Here is a 20349-nt window from a genome sequence, read left to right as displayed (position 1 = left end):
GCACGGGTGACATCCCGCCCGCAGGCTCTCTCGATGAACGCACCCGCCCCCCGCGCCCGCTTCCCCCGCGACGACGGCTTCCACGCGGACCTGAGGCGCGGCGCGGCCGCGTACTTCGCGCGCACCGGCGCGCCGGCGCAGGGCGGCCTCGCCATGCACGTGAAGACGGTCGCCATCCTCGGGTGGTTCGCGGCGTCCTACGCGCTGCTCCTCGCCTTCGGCGACGCGTCGGCGTGGCTCGCGGCGGGGCTCACGGTCTCGCTCGCGCTCGCGACCGCGGGCATCGGCTTCTCCGTGATGCACGACGCGAACCACGGCGCCTACTCGCGCTCGCCGCGGGTGAACCGCGCCGTCGGGCTCGCGCTCGACTTCATCGGCGCGAGCTCGTACGTCTGGCGCTTCAAGCACAACGTGCAGCACCACTCCTTCGCCAACGTCGCCGGCCTGGACGCGGACGTGGACGCGGAGCCATTCCTGCGGCTCTCGCCCGCGCAGCGCCGCCGCGCGCTCCACCGGTTCCAGGGCTGGTACGCCTGGCCCCTGTACGGCGCGCTCTCGCTCAAGTGGTGGCTCGTGGACGACGTCGTGGACCTCGTCCGCGGGTCCATCTCCGGCGCACGGTTCCCGCGGCCCCGCGGCCGCGAGCTCGCCGCCGTGGTCGCGGGCAAGGCCACGTTCCTCGCCTGGGCGGTCGCGGTCCCGGTCCTCGTCCACCGCAGCGCGTGGCCGGTGGCGTTCTTCGTGTTCGGGTCGATCGTGCTCGGCGTGATCATGGCGGCCGTGTTCCAGCTCGCGCACGCGGTGCCCGAGGCGCAGTTCCCGGGCGCGCCCGGCGCGGACGGCCGCATGCCGACGGGGTGGGCGGAGCACCAGGTCCGGACGACCGTGGACTTCGCTCGCTCCAGCCGCGTGCTCGCCTGGTACCTCGGCGGCCTGAACTTCCAGATCGAGCACCACCTCTTCCCCGGCGTCTGCCACGTGCACTACCCGGCGCTCGCCGGGATCGTCGAGGAGACGTGCCGCGCGCACGGGTTGCCGTACCGGGCGCAGCCGTCGCTGTGGGCCGCGGTGGCCGCGCACCACCGTCACCTGCGGGCGCTCGGCGCGCCGCAGCCGCTGGGAGCCTGACCTCCGCCCGCCGCTGCGGCCGCCGTCGCCGGGAGCTCACCCCGCGCGCGCCGGCCGCCGCCCCGCGAGCACCGCGTACAGCGTGGGAAGCACCAGCAGCGTGAGCAGCGTGGACGTCACCAGCCCGCCCATGACCACGACGGCGAGCGGCTTCTGGATGTCGGCCCCGGCGCCGGTCGCGTAGAGCATCGGCAGGTGCCCGATGAAGCTCGTCAGCGCGGTCATGAGGAGCGGCCGGAACCGCAGGTCGCACCCCTGCTCGACCGTCTCGGCGACGGAGAGGCCGCGCTCGCGGAGCTGCTTGAAGAACGCCACCAGCACGACCCCGTTCTGGACGGCGATGCCGAGGAGCACGATGAACGCGACCGCCGCCGAGACCGAGAGCGGCATCCGGAACAGGACCACCGCGACGACGCCGCCGACGAGCGCGAACGGCAGGTTGAGCAGCACGAGCGCGGCGTGGGCGATGGACCCGAGCGCGAGGTAGAGGAGCAGGAACACCAGCCCGAGCGCGACGGGCACGACGATCGCGAGCCGCCGCATGGCCCGCGCCTGGTTCTCGAACTGGCCGCCGAGGCGGAGGTAGTAGCCGGGCGGCAGCTCCTGCTCGATGCCCTGGATGCGCTCGCGCACGTCGTCCACGAAGCCGCCGAGATCGCGCCCGCGGACGTTCGCCTCGACCACCACGCGGCGCATCCCGTTCTCGCGGCTGACCTGCGCCGGCGCCTCCACGAGCTTCACCTTCGCGAGCTGGGCGAGCGGCACGCGCGCGCCGTCCGGGCCGGGCACGAGGAGGCGGCCGATCCGGTCGATGTCGTCGCGGCTGTCCTCCGGGAACCGCACCGTGATGGCGAACCGCCGCTGCCCCTCGATCAGCGTGGACGCGACGCGGCCGCCGATCGCCGTCTCGATCGTGTCGTTCACGTCGCCGACGCGGATGCCGTACCGGGCCGCCGCCTCGCGGTCGATGTCGAGGTCGTACTGCGGCATGCCCGAGACCTGCTCGACCTTCACGTCGCCTGCGCCGGGGACGCCGCCCACCGCGGCGCCGATGCGGTCGGCGAAGCCCTTCAGTACCTCCAGGTCCGGGCCGAACACCTTGACCGCGAGATCGCTCTTCACGCCGGCGATGAGCTCGTTCACCCGCAGCGCGATCGGCTGCGAGAACGAGAAGCGCAACCCGGGGACGTCGGACAGCTCCTTCCGGATCGCCTCCACGAGCTCCGCCTTGTCGCGGCCGGTGCCCCACGCCTTCCGCGGCTTCAGCATGACGAACACGTCCGTCTGCTCGGGTCCCATCGGGTCCTCGGAGATCTCGGCCCGGCCGGTCTTCGAGACGACCGTCTCGACCTCCGGGAACTCCGCGAGCCGCTGCTCCAGGTAGCTCGCGACGCTCACCGACCCGGCGAGCGACGCGTTCGGCAGGCGGACCACGTTGATCGCGATGGCCCCCTCGTCGAGCGGCGGCATGAACTCCGTCCCGACCAGCGGCACGAGCGCGGTCGAGAGGACGAGCGCCGCGCCGCTCACCGCGAGCGTGCGCCTCGGCCGGCGCACGGCGCGGCGGAGCAGGCGCAGGTAGGCCTCGTGGAAGCGGCGGACCAGCCGGAGCTCGCGCTCCGGCTCCTGCTTCAGGAGCGTCGCGGAGAGCACCGGGATCACCGTCAGCGCGACGGCGAGCGACACGAGCAGGGCGATCAGCAGCGTGGTCGCGAGCGGGGCGAACATCTTCCCCTCCACGCCCTGGAGCGCGTACAGCGGCACGAGGATGACCGCGATGACCAGCACGGAGAACGCGACCGGCCGGGCCACCTCCCGCACCGCCATCGCGACCACCTCCTGCCGGCCCCGCTCCCGGTCCTCGGCGAGGTGGCGCCTCACGTTCTCGACCACCACGATCGACGCGTCCACCACCATGCCGACCGAGAACGCCAGGCCGCCCATGGACATGAGGTTGGAGGTCAGCCCGGCCCAGCCCATCACGATGAAGGCGACGAGGAACGTGAACGGCAGCGAGAACAGGACCACCACCGCCGTCCGCAGCTCCGCCACGAAGAGGAGCAGGACCAGGATCACGAACACCCCGCCCTGCAGGAGCGCGTCCACGACCGTCTCGATGCACGCCTCGATGAGCGAGGTCCGGTCGTAGAACACGCGGATGCGGGCGCCGTCCGGCAGCGTGCCGCGGGCCGCCTCGATGGCGTCCTTGACCCCCGCCACGACGTCCTTGGCGTTCGCGCCCTTGAGCATGATCACCATGCCCGCGACCGCCTCGCCCTCGCCGTCGCGGGTCACGGCCCCCTGCCGCGGCTCGGCGCCGATGACCACGTCCGCCACGTCGCGCAGGTAGACGGGCGACCCGTCGAACGCGCCGAGCACGATGCGCTCGATGTCCGGGAGGTCGCGCACGAGGCCGACGCCGCGCAGGTAGGTCTGCTCCCAGCCGGCGACGACCACGCCCCCGCCGGCGTTCCCGTTGGAGCGCTCGATGGCCTCCGACACGTCGCGGACGCCGAGCCGGTACTTCACCAGGCGGTCGGGGTGGACGAGGACCTGGTACTGCTTCACCTCGCCCCCGAAGCTGTTCACCTCGTTGACGCCGGGGATGGGTCGGAGCTGCGGCGCCAGGACCCAGTCCTGGATGGTCCGCAGCTCCATCGGGGAGAGCCCCTCGCCCTCGAGCGTGTACTGGAAGATCTCGCCCAGCCCGGTGGAGATGGGCCCGAGCTCCGGCTCCACCCCGGGCGGCAGCGCGTCGCGCGCGCCGGCCAGGCGCTCGAAGACGAGCTGCCGCGTCCAGTAGGTCTCCGCCCCGTCCTCGAAGACCACCACCACCTGCGACAGCTCGGCCTTGGAGAGCGATCGCACCTGCGTGACGCGGGGGAGCCCGCGCATCGCCTGCTCGATCGGGAAGCTGACCCGCTGCTCGACGTCCACGGCGGCGAGCCCGGGCGCCTTCGTCAGGATCATGACCTGCGTGTTCGTGACGTCGGGGAAGGCGTCGATGGGCAGGCGCTTCCAGGCGATCCACCCCGCCGCCGAGAGCGCCGCGGTGACGCCCAGGACGAGGAGGCGGTTCTTGAGGAGCCACTCGAGGATGCGCATCGTCCGGGCCCCTAGTCCGCGCAGCCCGCGCCCATCTTCGAGCGCAGGACGTCCGACTTCAGGAGGAACGCGCCGTCGGCGGCCAGCGTCTCGCCGCCGTGGAGGCCGTCCTTCACCTCGACCCAGTCCATCCACCTGCGGCCCGGCTCCACCGGCCGGCGGATCCAGTAGTCGCCGTGGTGGTGCACGAACACGAACGAGCGTCCCTCGTCCGACAGCAGCGCCGCGGCCGGCACCGCGAGCGCCTCCTCCTCGCCCGGGAGGAAGATGCGGACCGTCGCGAACATGCCCGCGCGGAGCCGCGCGCCCGGGTTCGCCGCCGTGACGCGCACCTTCACCGTGCGCGTCCGCTCGTCCATGGACGGGCCGACGAGCTCCACCGTGCCAGGGAACACCGCGCCGGGGAACGCCTTCACGCCGATCTCGGCGCGGAGCCTCCCGCCGCGCTGCGCGTCGAGCACGCGGCCGAGCTGGTCCTCGTGGAGGTCCGCCCACACCCACACCGAGGAGACGTCCCCGACCGTCACGATGCTCTCGTCCGGCTCGACGAGCTCGCCCGGCACGGCGTGCATCTCGATCACGATGCCGTCCGCCGGCGCGCGGATGACGAGGCCGCCGGAGCGCCGTGCCGCGTCGCCGAGGCGCTCCAGGTCGCGGGTGGCGACGCCCAGGCGCGCGAGCTTCTGCTCCGCCGAGCGCGCGCGGATCTGCGCCGTCTCGAGCTCCTGGCGCGCCGCGAGGTACTCCTTCTCGGACGAGATCTGCTCCTTCCGGAGCTGCTCCTGCCGCCCGGCGCTGGCGCGCGCCAGGCGGAGCGCCGCCTGCGTCGCGAGGTAGTCGCTCTCCGCCTCGCCGACCTGGACGCTCTCGAGCTCCACCAGCGCCTGCCCGCGCCGGACGTGCTCGCCCAGCGACGCGTGGACGGTGCGGATGGTGCCGTCCATCCGCGGCGACACGTGCGCGACGCGCCGCTCGTCGAACCGGACCTCGCCGGTGAGCGCGACCGGGGCCTCGATCCGGCGCCTCGTCGCGGACGCCTTCCGGACCAGGCCGCCGTCCACGAGCTTCGCGGGCACGCGGACGACGCCGACCTCGTACCGGCACGCGTCGCACTCGAACGTCTTCTTGCCGTGCTCGCAGCTCAGCGCGAGGAGCTCGTCCACGGGCCGGTCGAGGTCCGACGGCTCGCCGCCGTCGTGGTCGTGCCCCTCGCCGTCCGCGGGGTCGGCGTGCGGGGGCGCGTTCGCCGCGGCGCGCGGCTCGTGGCCGGAGGCCGCGGGCTGATCCGCCGGCGGTCCGCCTCCGGCGTCTCCACCCCCACGGCACGCGACGGCGAGGAGCGCCACGGCGACGACGACGCGCTTCGAAAGGTGACGGTTCACGGCAGCTCCCGACCGGACAGCAGGATGAGCGCGCCGCAGTCCACGTCTCGCTCGCGGGCGCTGGAGAGGTATTCGCGGCGCGCCTCGAGGAGCACGCGCCGCGCGTCGATGACGTCGAGGATCCCCGTCTCGCCGAGCTCGAACGTCCGCTCGAGCGTGCGCGCCGACTCCTCGGCGCGAGGCAGGATCCGGGTCGTCTGGCGGTCCGCGATCGCCCGGGCCTTTCCGCACGTGGCGACGGCGTCCGCGTGCGCCGCGGCGAGGGCACGCCCCTCGGCGTCGGCGCGGCTCGCCTCCGCGGCGGCGGCGGCCTCGGCGCGACGGACGCGTCCGGACTTCCAGTCCCACAGCGGCAGCTCGACCCCGACGCGCCCGCCCACCGCCTCGCGATCGAGCTCGCTCGTGTAGAAGCCTCCCACCGAGAGCGCGGGGACGCGGGACCGCCGCGCCAGGGAGGCCTCCGCCCGGGCCGCCTCGGCGCGCGCCAGCGCGGCGCGCACCCGCGGGTGCCTGGACGCGTCGAGCATCGGGCTGCCCGGGTCGAGCGGCGGGGGGGGCGGCGGAGGCTCCACCCGCTGCACCGGGACGGCCAGCCACGCCCCGAGCTGCGCGAGCGCGCCGTCTCGCGCCGCGCGCGCCGCGTCGACCTGGTTCCTGACGCGCTCGAGCTCGAGCTCCACCCGCGGGATCTCGACCGGCCGCCCCTCCCCCGCCTCGACGCGCCGGCGGACGAGGCGCGCGAGCGCGTCGGCCTGCCGCTCCGTGGCCTCGAGCGTCTCCGCCTCGGCCTGCGCGTACGCGGCCCCGACGTACAGCCGCCACAGCTCCGCCGTGACCTCGGCGCGGAGCTCACGGGCCTCCTCCGCGGCCTCGTCCACCGTCGCGCGGGCGGCGTCCACCTCGGGTCCACGCCTCGCGAGCCAGTCGAGCGGGATGGTGAGCGCGAGGCCCCACTCGTTCCGGCGCAGCGCCCCGTCCCGCGCCTCGGCGCGGCCGGCGGTCGCCTCGACCTCGGGGTTCGGCGGCGTGCGTGCCGCCGTGAGCGCGCCCTCCGCCGAGCGGATGCGCGACCGCGACGCCGCGAGGCGCGGATCGCGCTCGAGCGCGGCGGTGACGTCCGCCCAGCGGAGTGCGGCCAGGGCCGGCGTGGCCTCCTGCGCGAGCGCGGGCGCCCCGTACGCGAGCACGAGCGCGCACGCCCATCGACGATGTGCAGACAAGCGGTTCTCCTGACGTGGGACGTTCGGCCGGCCCGCGCTCGCGCGGCGGCCGCGGACGCACGAGGCGCGCCGGCGCACGCCGGTCCGCTCGCGCGAGGACGCGTCGGGACGTCAGGCGATGGGCGGGCGGAACGGACGCGCTGGCGCGCGCGTGGCAGGCGCCTGCTCGACGGGCGCTGCCGACGGCGAGCGGCCGCTCTCGACGGCCACGACGACCAGCTCGCGCGTGGGGAGGACGAGCTGCGTCGCGCAGCACGCGCAGTGGTGCTGGGTGGCGCCGCAGCCGTGCTCGGCCCCCTGGTCGCCGAGGTCGCCGTGATCGGCGGGCGTGTGGGCGACGTGCCCCGTCCGCGCGAGGTGCACGACGGCCTCGCCGACCTCGGCGAGGCCGGGGACGAACCCGTGCACCAGGATCGCGACGAGCAGCCACCTCACGGCGAGGCATCCTACCCGCGCGAGCTTCCGCCCGCAAACGCCGACGGACGGCAGGCGTCGCCACGGCGCGGCCGGCAGCCGCCTGCCCCCGCCCCCGGACCTTGGCGGTGGCCCGCGGGCGTGACGAGAGTTCCTGCACCCATGCACCCGCTGCTCGTCGTGATCGCCGCCCACCCGGACGACGAGACGATCGGCGCGGCGAGCCTGCTCCTGCGCCACCGGGCGGCGGTCGTCCACGTGACGGACGGCGCGCCGCGGGATCCGGCGCTCCGGGCGAGCGGCCCTGCGCGTACCCGCGACGACCACGCCCGGCTGCGCCGCGACGAGGCGCTCGCCGCGCTGGGCGAGGCGGGGCTCCGCGCGTCGGACGTGATCGGGCTCGGCGTCGTGGACCAGGAGGCGAGCGAGGCCATCGACACCGTGGCGAGGGAGCTGGCGGCGCTGCTCCGGTCGCTCCGGCCGCGGCTCGTCGTCACGCACGCGTTCGAGGGCGGCCACCCGGATCACGACGCGACGGCGCTCGCGGGGCGCGCGGCGATTGCGCTGCTCGCCCGGACGCCCGGCGGCGCCCCCGCGCTCGCGGAGATGACGAGCTATCACCGGGGCCCGGACGGCGAGGTCGTCACCGGCGCGTTCCTGCCGTCGCCCGCCGCCGAGCGCGTCCGGCGGCTCGGGCCCGGCGCGCGGGAGGCGAAGCGCAGGATGCTCGCGGCGTACGCGAGCCAGCGCGAGACGCTGGCGCCCTTCCGGACGGAGGTCGAGCGGTTCCGGACGGCGCCGCCGCTCGACCCCCGCCGGCGTCCGCACCCGGGCGCGCTTCACTACGAGGCGATGGGCTGGGCGACGTTCGACGCGCTCGCCGCGCGCGCCCGGCGGGCGGCGGCCGCGCTCGGCCTCGAGGAGGCCGCGTGGCGCTGACGGTCCTCGGGGTCTCCTACGCGCTCGCCCCGCCGGTGGGCCCGGACGCGGTCGGCGGCGCCGAGCAGGTGCTCGCGCTCGTCGCCGGCGCGCTCGCGCGGCGCGGCCACCGCTCGATCGTGGTCGCGCCGCGAGGCTCCGAGATCGACGGCCAGCTCGTCGCGACCGACGCGCCGCCCGGCCCGTTCGACGCCGGCGCGCGCGCCCGGGCCGAGCAGGCGCACCGCGACGCGATCCACCGCGCGCTCGCCGCGGAGCGGGTCGATCTCGTCCACCTGCACGGCCTCGGCCTCGCGGCGGTGCTCCCGGTGGGCCCGCCGCCGGTGGTCGCGCTGCACCTCCACCCCGCCTGCTACCCCGAGGCGGCGCTCCGGGCCGGCGCGCCGCTCGTGTGCGTCTCGGAGTCGCAGGCGCGCGCGCTGCCCGCGGGCGTGCGCGCGCACGAGGTGATCCCGAACGGCGTCCCGCTCGACACCTACCGGCCGGGCGGCGACCGGGCCGCGTTCGCGCTGGTGCTGGCGCGGATCTGCCCGGAGAAGGGCGTCGCGCCGGCGCTCGCGGCGGCGCGCGCGGCCGGGCTGCCGCTGCTCGTCGGCGGGATCGCGTTCCCCTACCCCGAGCACCTCCGCTACCTGGAGGAGGAGGTGAGGCCGCTCCTCGACCGCGACCGGCGCCTGCTGGGCCCCGTCGGCCGCGCCGAGAAGGCGCGCCTGCTCCGCGCCGCGCGGTGCGTGGTCGTCCCGAGCCTCGCGCCGGAGACCTCGTCGCTCGTGGCCATGGAGGCGCTCGCCTCGGGCACGCCCGTGGTCGCGCGCAGGGTCGGCGCGCTGCCGGAGATCGTCGAGGACGGGCGCACCGGGTTCCTGGTGGACCGCGACGACGAGCTCGGGCCGGCCATGCGGGAGGCCGCGCGGCTGTCGGGCGCGGACTGCCGGGCCGCGGCCGAGCGGCGGTTCTCGGCGGCGGAGTCCGGCAGGCGGTGGGTGGGGCTCGTGGAGGGCCTCGCCCGGCGGCGGCCCCGCGCCCCACGGCTCGAGGCGGTGACCGGCGTCGCCGCGCTGGAGGCGCTGCGCGGCGAGTGGTCCGGGCTGTGCGACCGCGCCGCCGCCACCCCGTTCCAGCGGCCCGAGTGGCTCCTCCCCTGGTGCCGCGCGTTCGGCGTCCCGAGCCCGCGGGCGCTGGTGGCCCGCCGCGGCGGCCGGCTCGTCGCGATCGCGCCGTTCGTGCACTACGAGGACGCCGGCCGGCGGGTGGCCACGCTGCTCGGCGCCGGCGTCTCGGACTACCAGGACGCCGTCGCGGATCCCGCCGACGGCCCGGACGGCCCGACGCTGCTCGACGCGCTGCTGGAGGCCTCCCGCGGCGCGGACGCCCTGCTCCTCGAACACCTCCCGGACGGCTCGCTCCTCGGGTCGGCGCTGGCCCGCCGGCGCGACGCCCCGCGGCCGGTGCAGGACGGCGTCTGCCCGGTGCTGGCGCTCCCGGCACGGCCGGACGCGCTCGACGGGTGCCTCGCGCCGCGGCTCGCGGAGAACGTGCGGTACGGGCGGCGCCGGCTCGCGCGCGCGGGGGCGAGCGTCACCACGGCGGTCGCCGGCGATCTCGAACGCCACCTCGAGGCGCTGTTCTCGCTGCACGCGGCGCGCTGGGGCGCGCGCGGGCAGCGGGGCGTGCTCGCCGCCGAAGCGGTCCGGCGCTTCCACGTGGAGGTCGCCCGCGGGATGCTCGCGCGCGGCCTGCTCCGGCTGCACGTGCTGTGGGTGGACGGCCGCCCGGCCGCGGCGTTCCACGGCTTCGTCGATCGCGGCCGCGCCTGGTACTACCTCGGCGGCTTCGATCCCGCTCGGCGCGCCGCGAGCCCGGGCGCGGTCATCATCGCGCACGCCGCGGCCTCGGCCATCGCCGAGGGCGCCCGCGAGCTCGACTTCCTCCGCGGCCCGGAGCCGTACAAGTACGCGTGGGGCGCCCGCGACCGGCCGGCCTGGCGGGCCGTGCTGCCGGTCGCGCACCGCGGCGCGGCCGTCGCCGAGCCGGCGGCGGCCGGCGCGCCCGTCTACTGAGACGGCTGGGCGTGAGCGGCCGGCGCGGCGTGCCGTGGACGGCGCCGCCGCGCGCGGAAGCCAGGACGCAGGTGCCCCTCCCGCCCCGGCGCCCCGTCGCGGGCCCCCTCTCCTCCCGCGCGGATGGTAGCGTCGGCCGCGAGACGTGTGGCGCCGCGGAGCCCGCGGCCCGGAGGATCCATGGCGGACGCCAGGAACGGAGGCGCGGTGATCGCGGCGGCGCTGCAGCGCGCCGGCGTGGGCCACCTCTTCACGCTGTGCGGCGGCCACATCTCGCCCATCCTCGTGGAGTGCAAGCGGCTCGGGCTGCGCGTGGTGGACGTGCGCGACGAGGCGAACGCGGTGTTCGCGGCCGACGCCATGGCGCGCCTCACCGGCCGGCCCGGCGTCGCCGCGGTCACGGCCGGCCCGGGGGTCACGAACGCCGTCACCGCGCTCGAGAACGCGCGGCTGGCGCAGTCGCCGGTGGTGCTCCTCGGCGGCGCGACCGCGACGCTCCTTCGTGGCCGCGGCGCGCTGCAGGACATCGACCAGCTCGCGCTCATGCGCCCCATCGCCAAGTGGGCCACGCGCGTCACCACCGTCGGCGCCCTTCGCCCCACCCTCGAGCGCGCCCTCGCGCTGGCGCAGGGCGGCGTGCCCGGGCCGGTGTTCGTCGAGGTGCCGGTGGACCTGCTCTACGACGAGGCGCTCGTCCGCGACCTCTACCGGCGCGAGTCGGGCGCGGACCGGGTGGGCGGGGTCGCCGGCACCGCGATGCGGCTCTACCTGGAGGCGCACCTCGCGCGGCAGTTCCGGGCGCCCGCGCTGCCGTCGCTCGAGGGCCTGCCGGCGCGGATCGCGGAGCGGATCGACCTGCGGCGCGGCACCTCGGGAGGCGTCGAGCGGATCGCGGCGCGGCTCTCGCGCGCCGAGCGCCCCGTGCTGATCCTCGGCAGCCAGGCGCTCGCCGGCTGCCAGGACCCCGGGCGCCTCGCGGCCTCGGTGCGCGCCCTGGGCGTCCCGGTCTACCTCGGCGGCATGGCCCGCGGCCTGCTGGGCCGGCGGGACGCCCTCCAGTTCCGCCACGCGCGCGGCCGGGCGCTGAAGGAGGCGGACGTCGTCGTCGTGGCCGGGTTCCCGTTCGACTTCCGCCTCGGCTACGGCCGCGGCTTCGGGCGCGGCGCGTTCATCGGGGCGGCGAACCTCTCCGCGGCGGAGCTCCGCAAGAACCGCAGCCCCGACGTCTCCGTGGAGATGCACCCCGGGGAGTTCCTGGTGGCGCTCGCCGCGAAGGCCGGCAAGCCGCAGGCGCGCGAGGCCTGGTTCGGCGCGCTCCGCGAGCGGGAGGCGGCGCGCGACCGCGAGATCGCCGCCGGCGCGGAGGCGGCCGGCGAGCTGGTGAACCCGCTGCGCTTCCTGCTCCGGCTCGAGGAGAAGATGGCCGAGGACGCGGCGCTGGTGGTGGACGGCGGCGACTTCGTCGCGACCGCCGCGTACACGCTCCGCCCCCGCGCACCGCTCGCCTGGCTCGACCCCGGCGTGTTCGGGACGCTCGGCGTCGGCGGCGGCTTCGCGACCGCGGCCGCGCTCGCCCGGCCCGGGCGCGAGGTGTGGCTGCTCTACGGCGACGGCTCGTGCGCCTACAGCCTCGCCGAGTTCGACACGTTCGCGCGCCACGGCCTCGCGCCCATCGCGGTCGTCGGGAACGACGGCTCCTGGCAGCAGATCGCCCGGGAGCAGGTGGACATGCTGGGCGACGACGTCGGCACCGTGCTCGCGCGCTGCGACTACCACCGCGTGGCCGAGGGCTACGGCGGCGTGGGCCTGCTGCTCACCCGGGACGACCGGATCGACGAGACCCTCGATCGCGCGCGCGAGACGGCGCGCGCCGGCCGGCCGGTCTGCATCAACGTCCACCTGCGCCGGAGCGAATTCCGGAAGGGATCGATCTCGATGTAGCCGGGCGGAGGTTGGCGTCCTCAGGCCCCCCGCCGCACGCGTCGCGCGACGTACTCGGCGAGCGTGGTGGGCCCCCGCTCCGGCGCCTCCGGCCGCTCGTACGCGCCGTCCACCACCGTCGCGGTCATCCGCGCGTAGGAGTCCGCGGAGGAGGGCGAGAAGCCCAGCGCCCGAAACGTCTCGACCCACCGCGCGCGCGGGGTCTCGACCACCCGGACGTCGCGACCGAGCGCGGCGGAGGCAGCGCGGGCGACGTCCGCGGCGGAGTACGCGGCCGGACCTTCGACGTGATGCACGCCGGCGTGTTCCCCCTCCGCGACGAGCCAGCGCGCGGCGGCGCGCCCGAGGTCGGCGGGCGCGACCATGGGCAGCGCGAGGTCGGGCGGGAACAACGACGGGACGACGCCCTCTCCCCGCGCCAGCTCGAGCGCGAAGTCCCAGTTGCTCATGAAGTAGGCGCCGCGGACCACGCAGGTGGGCACGCCCGTCCCCGCGACCGCCTGCTCGAGCGCGTGGAGCACGCCGAGATCGCCCAGCGCCTCGCCGGGCTGCGCGCCGTACGTGGACAGCACCACCACCTTCTCCAGCCCCGCGCCGTCCACGGCCCGCGCAATGGCCTGCATCGCGCGCCGCTCCTCGACCACGGTGTCGCCGGCCGGATCGGCGGGCGGCATGAGGAGGAACGCGCGCCGCCCGCGCCGGAGCACGGCCCGGAGCGCGTCCGCGTCGCGGACGTCCGCGACGGCCACCGCGGCGCTGCGGCGGGCGAAGGGCTCGGCCCGGCGCGGATCCCGGGTGACGACCGTGACCTGCTCGCCGCCGTCGAGGAGCGCGATCGCGACCGCCGAGCCGACGCGCCCGGTGGCGCCGAGGGCGATGAACATCGGGGTGGACGTGGAAATGGTCCCTCGGGTACCGCTCATCCCTGTCGGAATCCGTCCTCATTCTATCCGTGACACCCCTCGTCGAGCCCCGCCATGCCCGTCCGCGCCGCCCGCCTCCTGGACCTCGCCGATCGGCTCCGCGCGTCCGCCGAGACCACCGTGGACGAGCTGGCCGTGGGGCTCGGGGTGAGCGCGCGCACGGTGCGGCGCGACCTGGCGCTGCTGCGGGACCGCGGGATGCCGATCACCGGCCAGGCCGGGCCTGGCGGTGGCATTCGCCTGGAGGGCGCGCGCGGCGTCGTCGCCGTCCACCTCGGCGTGCCGGAGATCGTCGCGCTGTGGCTCGGCGCCCGCCTGGCGCGCGCGGTCGCGGAGGTGCCCTGGGGCCGGCGCGCGGAGGACGCCCTCACCCGCCTGCTCGCGTCGCTCCCGTCGCCGCGCGCCCGCGAGCTCCGGGACCTCTGCGGCCGCGTCTTCGTCGGGCCGAGGGCGAGCGAGCGGGTGCGGGAGGGGCTCGCACCGGTCGCGCCCGAGCTGTTGCGCCTGTTCGAGGAGGCGGTCCGCCGCGGCGTCGCGCTCGGCTTCCGCTACCGGGATCGGAACGGGCGCGCGACGGCGCGCCAGGTCGAGCCGCACGGGCTCTCCATCATGGCGCCGGTCTGGTACCTGCTCGGCCGCGACGTGGACACCGGCCTGCCCCGGATCTTCCGGATGGACCGGATCTCCGGGCCCGCGCTGCGCCCGGCGCTCACGTTCCGCCCCGACTCGCGCGTGGTCGAGGCGCTGCTCCCGCCGGACGTGCCCTGGGAGCCGCTCCGGGCGCGGCGGTGAGCGGCATGAGCACCCGGTGACATCGGCTCAGGTGGGCGTGCCCCCCGATGGCGCATCCGCGGCGCGAAGCTCGGCAGTTGCTGGCTCGTCGCCAGGCGTCGTGGACGGGGCCGCCGACTCCGGCTCATCGTCGTCCACCTCCTCGGTCACGGTCTGCCCCGTTGCAGCGTCGGTCTTCTGGACCTTGCGTCGCTTCTTGCGCCGCTTGGTGATGCCCAGATCGCCGGCCTCGGCGAGCGCCTCCTTCGAGATGATGTCGCGGACCGCCCGGAACACGTCCTCCAGGTCCAGCATCGCCTCGGCGTCCTTGCGCAGCAGGCGGCGCACGTCCCGGAGGACGTCCTCATGGAACAGGACGCGCACGACCGACGCCGCGGAGAGCACCTTCTTCTGCGCCCAGAACGCCTCCAGCTCGTCTCTCCGCATCGAGTCACGCGACAGGAGCGAGAGCTTCGACCAGAGCCCGTCGGCATCCTTCTCCAGTCCCTCGACGAGGTCCGCCTCGAAGGCGAGGTCGTGGACGATGCCCTCGCCTGCCGCGAACGTCAGGTGGTAGAGGCGCCACTCGATGCCGTTCGTGAGCACGACCCAGGGGATCCCGGCGCGGGACGCGTAGTTCTCCGCCTGCTCGATGTGCTTGTCCGCGAGCGCCTTGAGGCCTGCGGCCTTGGCCTCGACGAGCAACCGCACCGTCCCGTCCAGCTTCAGGGCGACGTCGCAGTAGCGGTCCTTGATGGCGAGCTCCTTCGAGATCTCGCCCTTGAGGCTGTCGAAGCCGAGGACCTCCTCGAAGAACTTCACCAGGTACATGACGGTGTCGCTCTCGTTCGCACCCCGCTCCCGCGCCTCACGGAACGCCGTGGCGAAGCGGGCGAGCTGATTCGCGGTCTGCTTGTCCATTCGCGCTTCCTCCACCTTCACGAGATCCTGTGCACGGCGTGACTGGGAGACCTCATGGCGTGGAACGTCGAGGGCGATGCGTGTGACACGGGTGGTGCGACCTCTGCGTTGCTCCATCCGGGCCAGCGAGTGTCGAATTGCACTCGACTGCCTTGACGATGAGTGTCAGACGCGCGTGCGACAGTTCGCGCATGGACGGCGCTCCTTTCGCTGGCCTCGGGGCCGCGGACCTGCCGGGCACCGCGGCGGCGGAGCACGCGCTCGTGCCGCTCCGCGAGCTGCTTCCGTACAGCCCGGCCGAGCTGGACCGCTGGTTCCGGGGTGGCGAGCCGGAGGCGGACGAGCTCGAGCGGATGCTGGCGTGGGCGTCGCGGGGGCGCGGCGCGATCGACGTCGCCATCGCCGAGGGGCTGGCGGCGCTCCGCCACGGCGAGCGGCTCGCGTCCCTCGGGTTCCACCTCGACGACTACGCGCGCGAGGTCCTCGGGATCGGCAAGCGCGCGGCGGAGGGCCTGGCGCGGCTGGGGACGGAGCTGCCCGCCCGCCCGCGGCTGCGCGAGGCGCTGCGGTCGGGGCGGGTGGGGCTCCGCGCGGCGGAGACGGTGCTCGCGGTGGCGACCGGCGACGCGGAGGCGTTCTGGGTGGAGCGCGCGGCCCGGCAGACGGTCCGCGAGCTGGAGGATGCGGTGCGTAGGGCGGGGAGCGGCGGACCCGAGGACGCGGACGAGGCGTGGGTGACGTTGCGCACGCAGCTGCCCGAGGCCGAGCGGATCGTGGTGGACGCCGCGCTGGAGGCGGCGGGGCGGATCATGCCGGGCTCCACCCGGTCCGAGCGGCTGGAGGCGCTGGCGCAGGAGTACCTGGCGGAGTTCTCGACGGACGGCGATCACGACGGGATCCGGCCGCTGGGACCGGAACTGCGACCGGCGCCGGCGGGCGAGCGATCGCGTCGCGCGGCGCTCGAGTCCGAGCCGGAGCGCTGGCCGCTCCTCGAGCCGGTCGAGGACTGGCCGGCGCCGGAGGTGCGCTTCGACGACGGCGCGTCGGCGCAGGAGATCGACCGGACCCTGCGCGAGCTCGCGGCGGCGCGCGCCACCTTGGAGGAGGTCATCGGCGCTTGCGCGTACGCGATCCGCCGCAGCGGCATGCACCTGCGCCTCGGGTTCTCGAGCTTTCGCCATTACGTGGAGGAGCGCCTGCGACTGCCGCCCCGCACGGTGGAGCAGCGGGCCGAGCACGAGGAGCGGCTGGCGCGGTCGGCCGGGCTCCGCGAGGCGCGCCGGCAGGGGGTCTCCTATGAGCGGCGCCGGATCCTGGCGCAGCTTCCCGACGACGAGATCGCGCCGTGGATCCCGCGGGCGAAGGCGCTGACCTGCGTGGCGCTCCGGCGCGCGGTCGAGGGCGAGCGGGAGCGGCAGCTGCGTGCGCAGCGGAAGGTCTCGGTCCCGCTGCCCCGCCGGGTGGCGGTGCTCCTCTCAGCGGCCTTCGAGACGGTCCGGAAGCGGGTGGGGCGCCTCGTGCCGGCCGGATCGTGCCTCGCCATCCTGGGCGCGCACTTCCTGGGGCAGTGGGACCACGCGCTGAAGGGCTCGCGGAGCCGCTCGGAGCAGGTGCGCGAGCGAGACCTGGGCTGGTGCCAGGTCCCGGGCTGCAGCCACCGCGCGGCGCACGCGCACCACGTGCTGTTCCGCTCACAGGGCGGCGGCGACGAGGCGGAGAACCAGGTGGCGCTCTGCGCGTTCCACCACCTCCGCTGCGTCCACGGCGGCTACCTGACCGTCTTCGGGCGCGCGCCGGACGGGCTCACCTGGCTGCTCGGTGGCGCGCCGTTCAGCGGGATGGCGGGGGGCTGAGTGGGGGCCTTCCGGCCGCGTCGCGGACCGGCGTCCAGCCGCAATGGGTCGAGGCTTGCACATCACGCGCGGTACAGGCTCGTCCACCCGCCGGCGGACCTACCGCTCCGGGTATCAGGGTGGACGCTCGGTGCACCGCGTCCGCGGCCCGGCTATGGAGCCTCGACCTCGAAAGGAGCGGGACCATGCGAAAGCTGATCGCGGGCGCGTTCACGACACTGGACGGCGTGGTCCAGGCACCGGGGGGTCCGGACGAGGATCGCGACGGCGGGTTCCGGCACGGCGGCTGGCTGGTGCCGTACTTCGACGAGACGTTCGGCCGGCTCATGGCCGAGTGGACGAAGCGCGCCGGCGCCTTCGTGCTGGGGCGCAAGACGTACGAGATGTTCGCCGCCTCCTGGCCGAACGCGACCGACCCGGCAGACGAGGCCGCGGCGGCGCTCAACGGCCGCCCGAAGTACGTCGCGTCGCGCACGCTGACGGAGCTGCGCTGGAACGGCTCGCACCTGCTGGGCGGCGACGTCGCGGGGGACGTCGCGAGGCTGAAGGCACAGGACGGCGGGGAGCTCCAGGTGCACGGCAGCTTCGACCTGCTGCAGACCCTGCTCCGCCACGACCTCGTGGACGCGCTGCGCATCTGGCAGTTCCCGGTCGTGCTCGGCACCGGCAAGCGCCTGTTCGGCGACGGCGCCCTCCCGCTCGCGTTCCGCCTGGTGGAGAGCCAGCAGACCGCGCCGGGCGCGGTGCTGCACGTCTACGAGCGCGAGGGGCGGCTGCGCTACGGCGAGGTGGAGGTGGGCCAGGAGACGCGCCACTTCGACGAGCCGCAGCCCCCGGGCGCGCGGCGCTGAGCGCGGCCGGCGCTAGAAGTACTCGGGCCGCCGCCGGCGCAGCGAGGCCTCGAGCTCGTCCACGCGCTTCAGCATCGGGTGCCCGGGGGCGATGGCGCGCGCGGCGTCCCAGCACGTCCAGGCCGAGGGCGTGTCGTAGCCGTCCGCGAAGAGCTGGCCGGCGTCCATCCAGGCGCCGAGCAGGAACGGGCTGGCGGCGAGCGCGCGCGTGAACGCCTTCAGCGCGGCGTCGCCGTCCCCGACCCTGAGGTGCTGGTTCGCGCGGAGCACGTGCAGCACCTCCCCACCCTCGAGGCCGTCCGCCTCCAGCGGCAGGAGCAGGGCGAGCGCGCCCTTCGGATCCTTCGCCTCGAGCTCCATCGACCGCGCCAGCGCCTGCATGCGGGCGTCGCCGCGCGCCGCGTCGCCGCACCTCCGCAGCAAGGCGTCCGGCGCCTCCGCGCCGGCGAGCCGGGACTCGAACGCGACCAGGAACGCCTCGAAGCCGCGCCCCTCGCCGAGGAGCCGCTCGGCGCGCTCGAGGTAGCTCGCGGCCGCGGGCGGGGTGCCTGCTTCCCCCGCGCGGACGCGACACGCGAGCGCGACGACGCCCTCGTCCCGGAGGGGCTTGGACGGATACGGCGCCCGCGCCGCGCGCGCATCGAACGGCTCGTCCGCGATCTCGCGCAGCGTCCAGGCCACCGTGGTCCGCTCCTGCACGAGCTGCCACGAGAACTCGAGGCGGGACGGCAGCCGGGGCTCCTTCAGCAGCTCCGCCCGGACCAGCGGGTGCAGCGCCGCGCCGTACAGGTAGAGCCGCGAAACCGCGGCCACCAGCTCGGGCGGCACCGTCCGCTCCGCCGCCACGAACGACGTCACCTGGCGATCGTTGACGGAGAAGACGCGCGCGCCGTCGCGGCGCCGCTCCTTCACCTTCGCCCTGGCCGGCGGGTCCATCCGCATCCCCAGCTCCGCCTCGGCGTCGGCCAGGTCCGGCGCGCGATCCATCACCGCCAGCATCCGGGCCAGCGCCCTGCGGTTCTCGAGCTCGCGCTCCCGGAATGCGGGCAGCGCGTACAGCGAGAGCTCGCTCGCCGTCCGGCCGGCGTGGTCGAGGAGCAGCGCCCGGGCGGAGCGGAAGTCGAAGACCTGCTCGGCGTCCCCGTCGCGGACCGCGAGCGCGGCGGGCGCGAGCCGCACCGTGAGCGTGCTCCGCGTGACCTTCCCCTCGGGCGAGCCGGAGGCCGTGTTCGTGACCGTCTCGACCTTGTCGTAGACGACCCGCATCCCTGGCTGCGCCGCGGCCGGGCCTCCGGCGAGCGCGGCGAGCGCCATCCCGGCGGCGAGCAGGCAGCGCCGGGTCCGACGGACCACGAGCGAGCGGGCCATGGCACACCCTCCCGTGCGATCGTACCGGGCCGTGCGCGCGCGGCGCCGCGGATGCCGGGGTGCGACCGCCGGACGCGCCCTGCGCCCGCGCGCTCCGCCGCCGAGGTGCGCCCGCGCCCGCGGCGCCGCCTGCGCCGCAGCGACGCACCGCGCGCCGGGAGGTGGCCTCGCTCCCTCGGGCGACCTAAGCTCCGGCCCGGGGCGCCGCGAATGACCGACGAGGTCGCGACGGAGACCACCACGCCGAGCTTCGCGCTCTCGGATCACCCCGAGCTGCTCCAGCTGTACCCGTGGTTCTCGCAGGCCGACTACGACGCGCTGCTCGCGGCGCGCCAGCAGAGCCCGGCGAGCCGCGCCTGGTGGGAGGCAGACGGCGGGGACGGCGGCGGCCCGGCCGACCTCGCGCAGGCGGCCCAGGGGCTCTACCTCTCGCTCGTGCAGGCGCGGCCGTGCTGGTGGCTCCCGGATCACGACGACGGCACGCCGCCCACCCGCGACGAGATCAACGTCGCCGTGAGCACCCGGCTGTCCACGAAGCGGGGCCTCGCGGACCGCGCGCCGGCGCCGGGCTCGCCGGAGGATCTCGCCGAGCTGGCGCGGTTCCACCCGAGCCTCTCCCGCCGCGGGATCCCGCCGGAGGCGCTCCGTCCGTGGTACCGCGACGCCTACGCGGCGTACCTGGCCGCCGCCCCAGGCGGCGACCCGGGCTGATCGCCCGCCGCCACTGCGCCGGGGTCCGGCCGTGCACGCGCCGGAGCTGGCGGATGAAGTGCGTCGCGTCGGCGTAGCCCACCTGCGCCGCGATCGCCTCCACCGGCCCGTCGGTGGCGCGCAGGCGGCGGGGCGGGATGGCGTAGGCGTCGCTGGGCCGCAGCTCGAGCGCGCCGGCGTGCTCGGCCCTGCCCCGCCGCGAGCGCTGCCCCGCACGGGCCGCAAACGCCTCGGCACCTGGATCGCGCCCTCGTGGAGCGTCATGTCGATCCGGCCCGGGCTCGTTCGTCGCCAGGCCAGACCAACACCGGAGGTGCCCTGCCATGAAGTACCTGACGTTCATGCGAAGCTCCGAGTCGTACCGCGCCGCACCGCCGCCGCAGGCGCTCATGGAGGCCATGGGCCAGTTCATCGAGCGCTCGTTCAAGGACGGCGTGCTCGCGGACACGGGCGGCCTGCTGCCCAGCAAGGACGGCTTCCGGGTGCGCCTGGCGAATGGCAAGCTCGCCGTGACCGACGGCCCGTTCTCCGAGGCGAAGGAGGTCATCGGCGGCTGGGCGGTCATCAAGACCGCGACGCGCGCCGAGGCGCTTCGCGTGGCGACGGAGTTCATGGAGCTGCACCGGAAGCACTGGCCCGGGTTCGAGGGGGAGTGCGAGGTGCGGCCGATCGAGGAGTACGAGCCCGCGCCGTAGCGCCGACCCGAAATCCCTAGGAGATCCGGGGAGGTGAATTCCCCCTCCCCTGCGTCAGCCCCTTCCA

At 75.8% G+C, this 20349-nt stretch carries 16 protein-coding genes and 1 pseudogene; 9 read left to right on the top strand and 8 right to left on the bottom strand.

Features of this window, described 5'->3' with window-relative positions; genetic code table 11:
• Nucleotides 1-33: 33 nt before the first annotated feature.
• Nucleotides 34-1128 (top strand): fatty acid desaturase family protein, encoded by a 1095-nt coding sequence (locus tag ADEH_RS05230; protein WP_011420079.1) that lies wholly within the window; start codon nucleotides 34-36, stop codon nucleotides 1126-1128.
• A 36-nt stretch (nucleotides 1129-1164) separates the two neighbouring features.
• On the opposite strand, the gene ADEH_RS05225 is transcribed toward ADEH_RS05230, so the two are convergent.
• The 4 genes from ADEH_RS05225 to ADEH_RS05210 form a co-directional block, all read right to left on the bottom strand.
• A complete protein-coding gene (locus ADEH_RS05225; protein ID WP_011420078.1) occupies nucleotides 1165-4233 on the bottom strand; it encodes an efflux RND transporter permease subunit in 3069 nt (1022 codons plus the stop codon).
• A gap of 11 nt (nucleotides 4234-4244) precedes the next feature.
• Nucleotides 4245-5615: an efflux RND transporter periplasmic adaptor subunit gene (locus ADEH_RS05220; RefSeq protein WP_011420077.1), complete on the bottom strand. Its 1371-nt coding sequence runs from the start codon at nucleotides 5613-5615 to the stop codon at nucleotides 4245-4247.
• The gene (locus tag ADEH_RS05215) at nucleotides 5612-6835 is read right to left on the bottom strand and encodes a TolC family protein (protein ID WP_011420076.1); all 1224 of its coding nucleotides are present in this window, start codon (nucleotides 6833-6835) and stop codon (nucleotides 5612-5614) included. The genes ADEH_RS05220 and ADEH_RS05215 overlap by 4 nt, the downstream gene beginning before the upstream one ends.
• A gap of 111 nt (nucleotides 6836-6946) precedes the next feature.
• Nucleotides 6947-7270, bottom strand: coding sequence for a hypothetical protein (locus ADEH_RS05210; protein ID WP_041453334.1), 324 nt, complete (start codon nucleotides 7268-7270; stop codon nucleotides 6947-6949).
• Nucleotides 7271-7411: 141 nt separating this feature from the next.
• Here ADEH_RS05210 and ADEH_RS05205 point away from each other — a divergent pair, with 141 nt between their 5' ends.
• From ADEH_RS05205 to ADEH_RS05195, 3 genes are all read left to right on the top strand, one after another.
• Complete coding sequence (locus ADEH_RS05205) at nucleotides 7412-8188, top strand: PIG-L deacetylase family protein (RefSeq protein WP_041453333.1); 777 nt, start codon at nucleotides 7412-7414, stop codon at nucleotides 8186-8188.
• Nucleotides 8179-10248: a GNAT family N-acetyltransferase gene (locus ADEH_RS05200; RefSeq protein WP_011420074.1), complete on the top strand. Its 2070-nt coding sequence runs from the start codon at nucleotides 8179-8181 to the stop codon at nucleotides 10246-10248. Before ADEH_RS05205 ends, ADEH_RS05200 begins: the two co-directional genes overlap by 10 nt.
• A gap of 180 nt (nucleotides 10249-10428) precedes the next feature.
• The gene (locus ADEH_RS05195) at nucleotides 10429-12189 is read left to right on the top strand and encodes a thiamine pyrophosphate-binding protein (RefSeq protein ID WP_011420073.1); all 1761 of its coding nucleotides are present in this window, start codon (nucleotides 10429-10431) and stop codon (nucleotides 12187-12189) included.
• A gap of 20 nt (nucleotides 12190-12209) precedes the next feature.
• Here ADEH_RS05195 and ADEH_RS05190 read toward each other — a convergent pair whose 3' ends face one another.
• Nucleotides 12210-13073 (bottom strand): NAD(P)H-binding protein, encoded by an 864-nt coding sequence (locus ADEH_RS05190; protein ID WP_041453332.1) that lies wholly within the window; start codon nucleotides 13071-13073, stop codon nucleotides 12210-12212.
• 93 nt (nucleotides 13074-13166) lie between these two features.
• On the opposite strand from ADEH_RS05190, the gene ADEH_RS05185 reads away from it, so the two are divergent.
• Entirely contained in the window at nucleotides 13167-13904 is a 738-nt protein-coding gene (locus ADEH_RS05185; protein ID WP_011420071.1) for a helix-turn-helix transcriptional regulator, read from the top strand.
• A 27-nt stretch (nucleotides 13905-13931) separates the two neighbouring features.
• Here the strand turns inward: ADEH_RS05185 and ADEH_RS05180 are convergent, their stop codons facing one another.
• The gene (locus tag ADEH_RS05180) at nucleotides 13932-14804 is read right to left on the bottom strand and encodes a type I restriction enzyme HsdR N-terminal domain-containing protein (protein WP_011420070.1); all 873 of its coding nucleotides are present in this window, start codon (nucleotides 14802-14804) and stop codon (nucleotides 13932-13934) included.
• 191 nt (nucleotides 14805-14995) lie between these two features.
• On the opposite strand from ADEH_RS05180, the gene ADEH_RS05175 reads away from it, so the two are divergent.
• Both ADEH_RS05175 and ADEH_RS05170 read left to right on the top strand, forming a co-directional pair.
• Nucleotides 14996-16657 carry an HNH endonuclease signature motif containing protein gene (locus ADEH_RS05175; RefSeq protein ID WP_041453331.1) on the top strand — a complete coding sequence of 554 codons (1662 nt, stop codon included), beginning with the start codon at nucleotides 14996-14998 and terminating at the stop codon, nucleotides 16655-16657.
• Between the two features lie 185 nt (nucleotides 16658-16842).
• Nucleotides 16843-17508: a dihydrofolate reductase family protein gene (locus ADEH_RS05170; RefSeq protein ID WP_011420068.1), complete on the top strand. Its 666-nt coding sequence runs from the start codon at nucleotides 16843-16845 to the stop codon at nucleotides 17506-17508.
• A 12-nt stretch (nucleotides 17509-17520) separates the two neighbouring features.
• Here ADEH_RS05170 and ADEH_RS05165 read toward each other — a convergent pair whose 3' ends face one another.
• Nucleotides 17521-18876 carry a hypothetical protein gene (locus tag ADEH_RS05165; RefSeq protein ID WP_011420067.1) on the bottom strand — a complete coding sequence of 452 codons (1356 nt, stop codon included), beginning with the start codon at nucleotides 18874-18876 and terminating at the stop codon, nucleotides 17521-17523.
• A 210-nt stretch (nucleotides 18877-19086) separates the two neighbouring features.
• On the opposite strand from ADEH_RS05165, the gene ADEH_RS22980 reads away from it, so the two are divergent.
• Nucleotides 19087-19587, top strand: coding sequence for a hypothetical protein (locus tag ADEH_RS22980; RefSeq protein WP_011420066.1), 501 nt, complete (start codon nucleotides 19087-19089; stop codon nucleotides 19585-19587).
• 16 nt (nucleotides 19588-19603) lie between these two features.
• On the opposite strand, the pseudogene ADEH_RS23740 reads toward ADEH_RS22980, so the two are convergent.
• Nucleotides 19604-19912 (bottom strand): annotated as a pseudogene (locus ADEH_RS23740) (hypothetical protein); the annotation flags it as partial.
• Between ADEH_RS23740 and ADEH_RS05155 the strand changes: the two are divergent.
• Entirely contained in the window at nucleotides 19911-20282 is a 372-nt protein-coding gene (locus tag ADEH_RS05155; RefSeq protein ID WP_011420065.1) for a YciI family protein, read from the top strand. The pseudogene ADEH_RS23740 and the gene ADEH_RS05155 overlap by 2 nt on opposite strands.
• Nucleotides 20283-20349: the final 67 nt, after the last annotated feature.

This window comes from Anaeromyxobacter dehalogenans 2CP-C (genome assembly GCF_000013385.1).
GTDB classification, from domain to species: domain Bacteria; phylum Myxococcota; class Myxococcia; order Myxococcales; family Anaeromyxobacteraceae; genus Anaeromyxobacter; species Anaeromyxobacter dehalogenans_B.
Note: the sequence above shows the minus strand (reverse complement) of the source record. Positions and strands in the feature narration are given on the sequence as shown.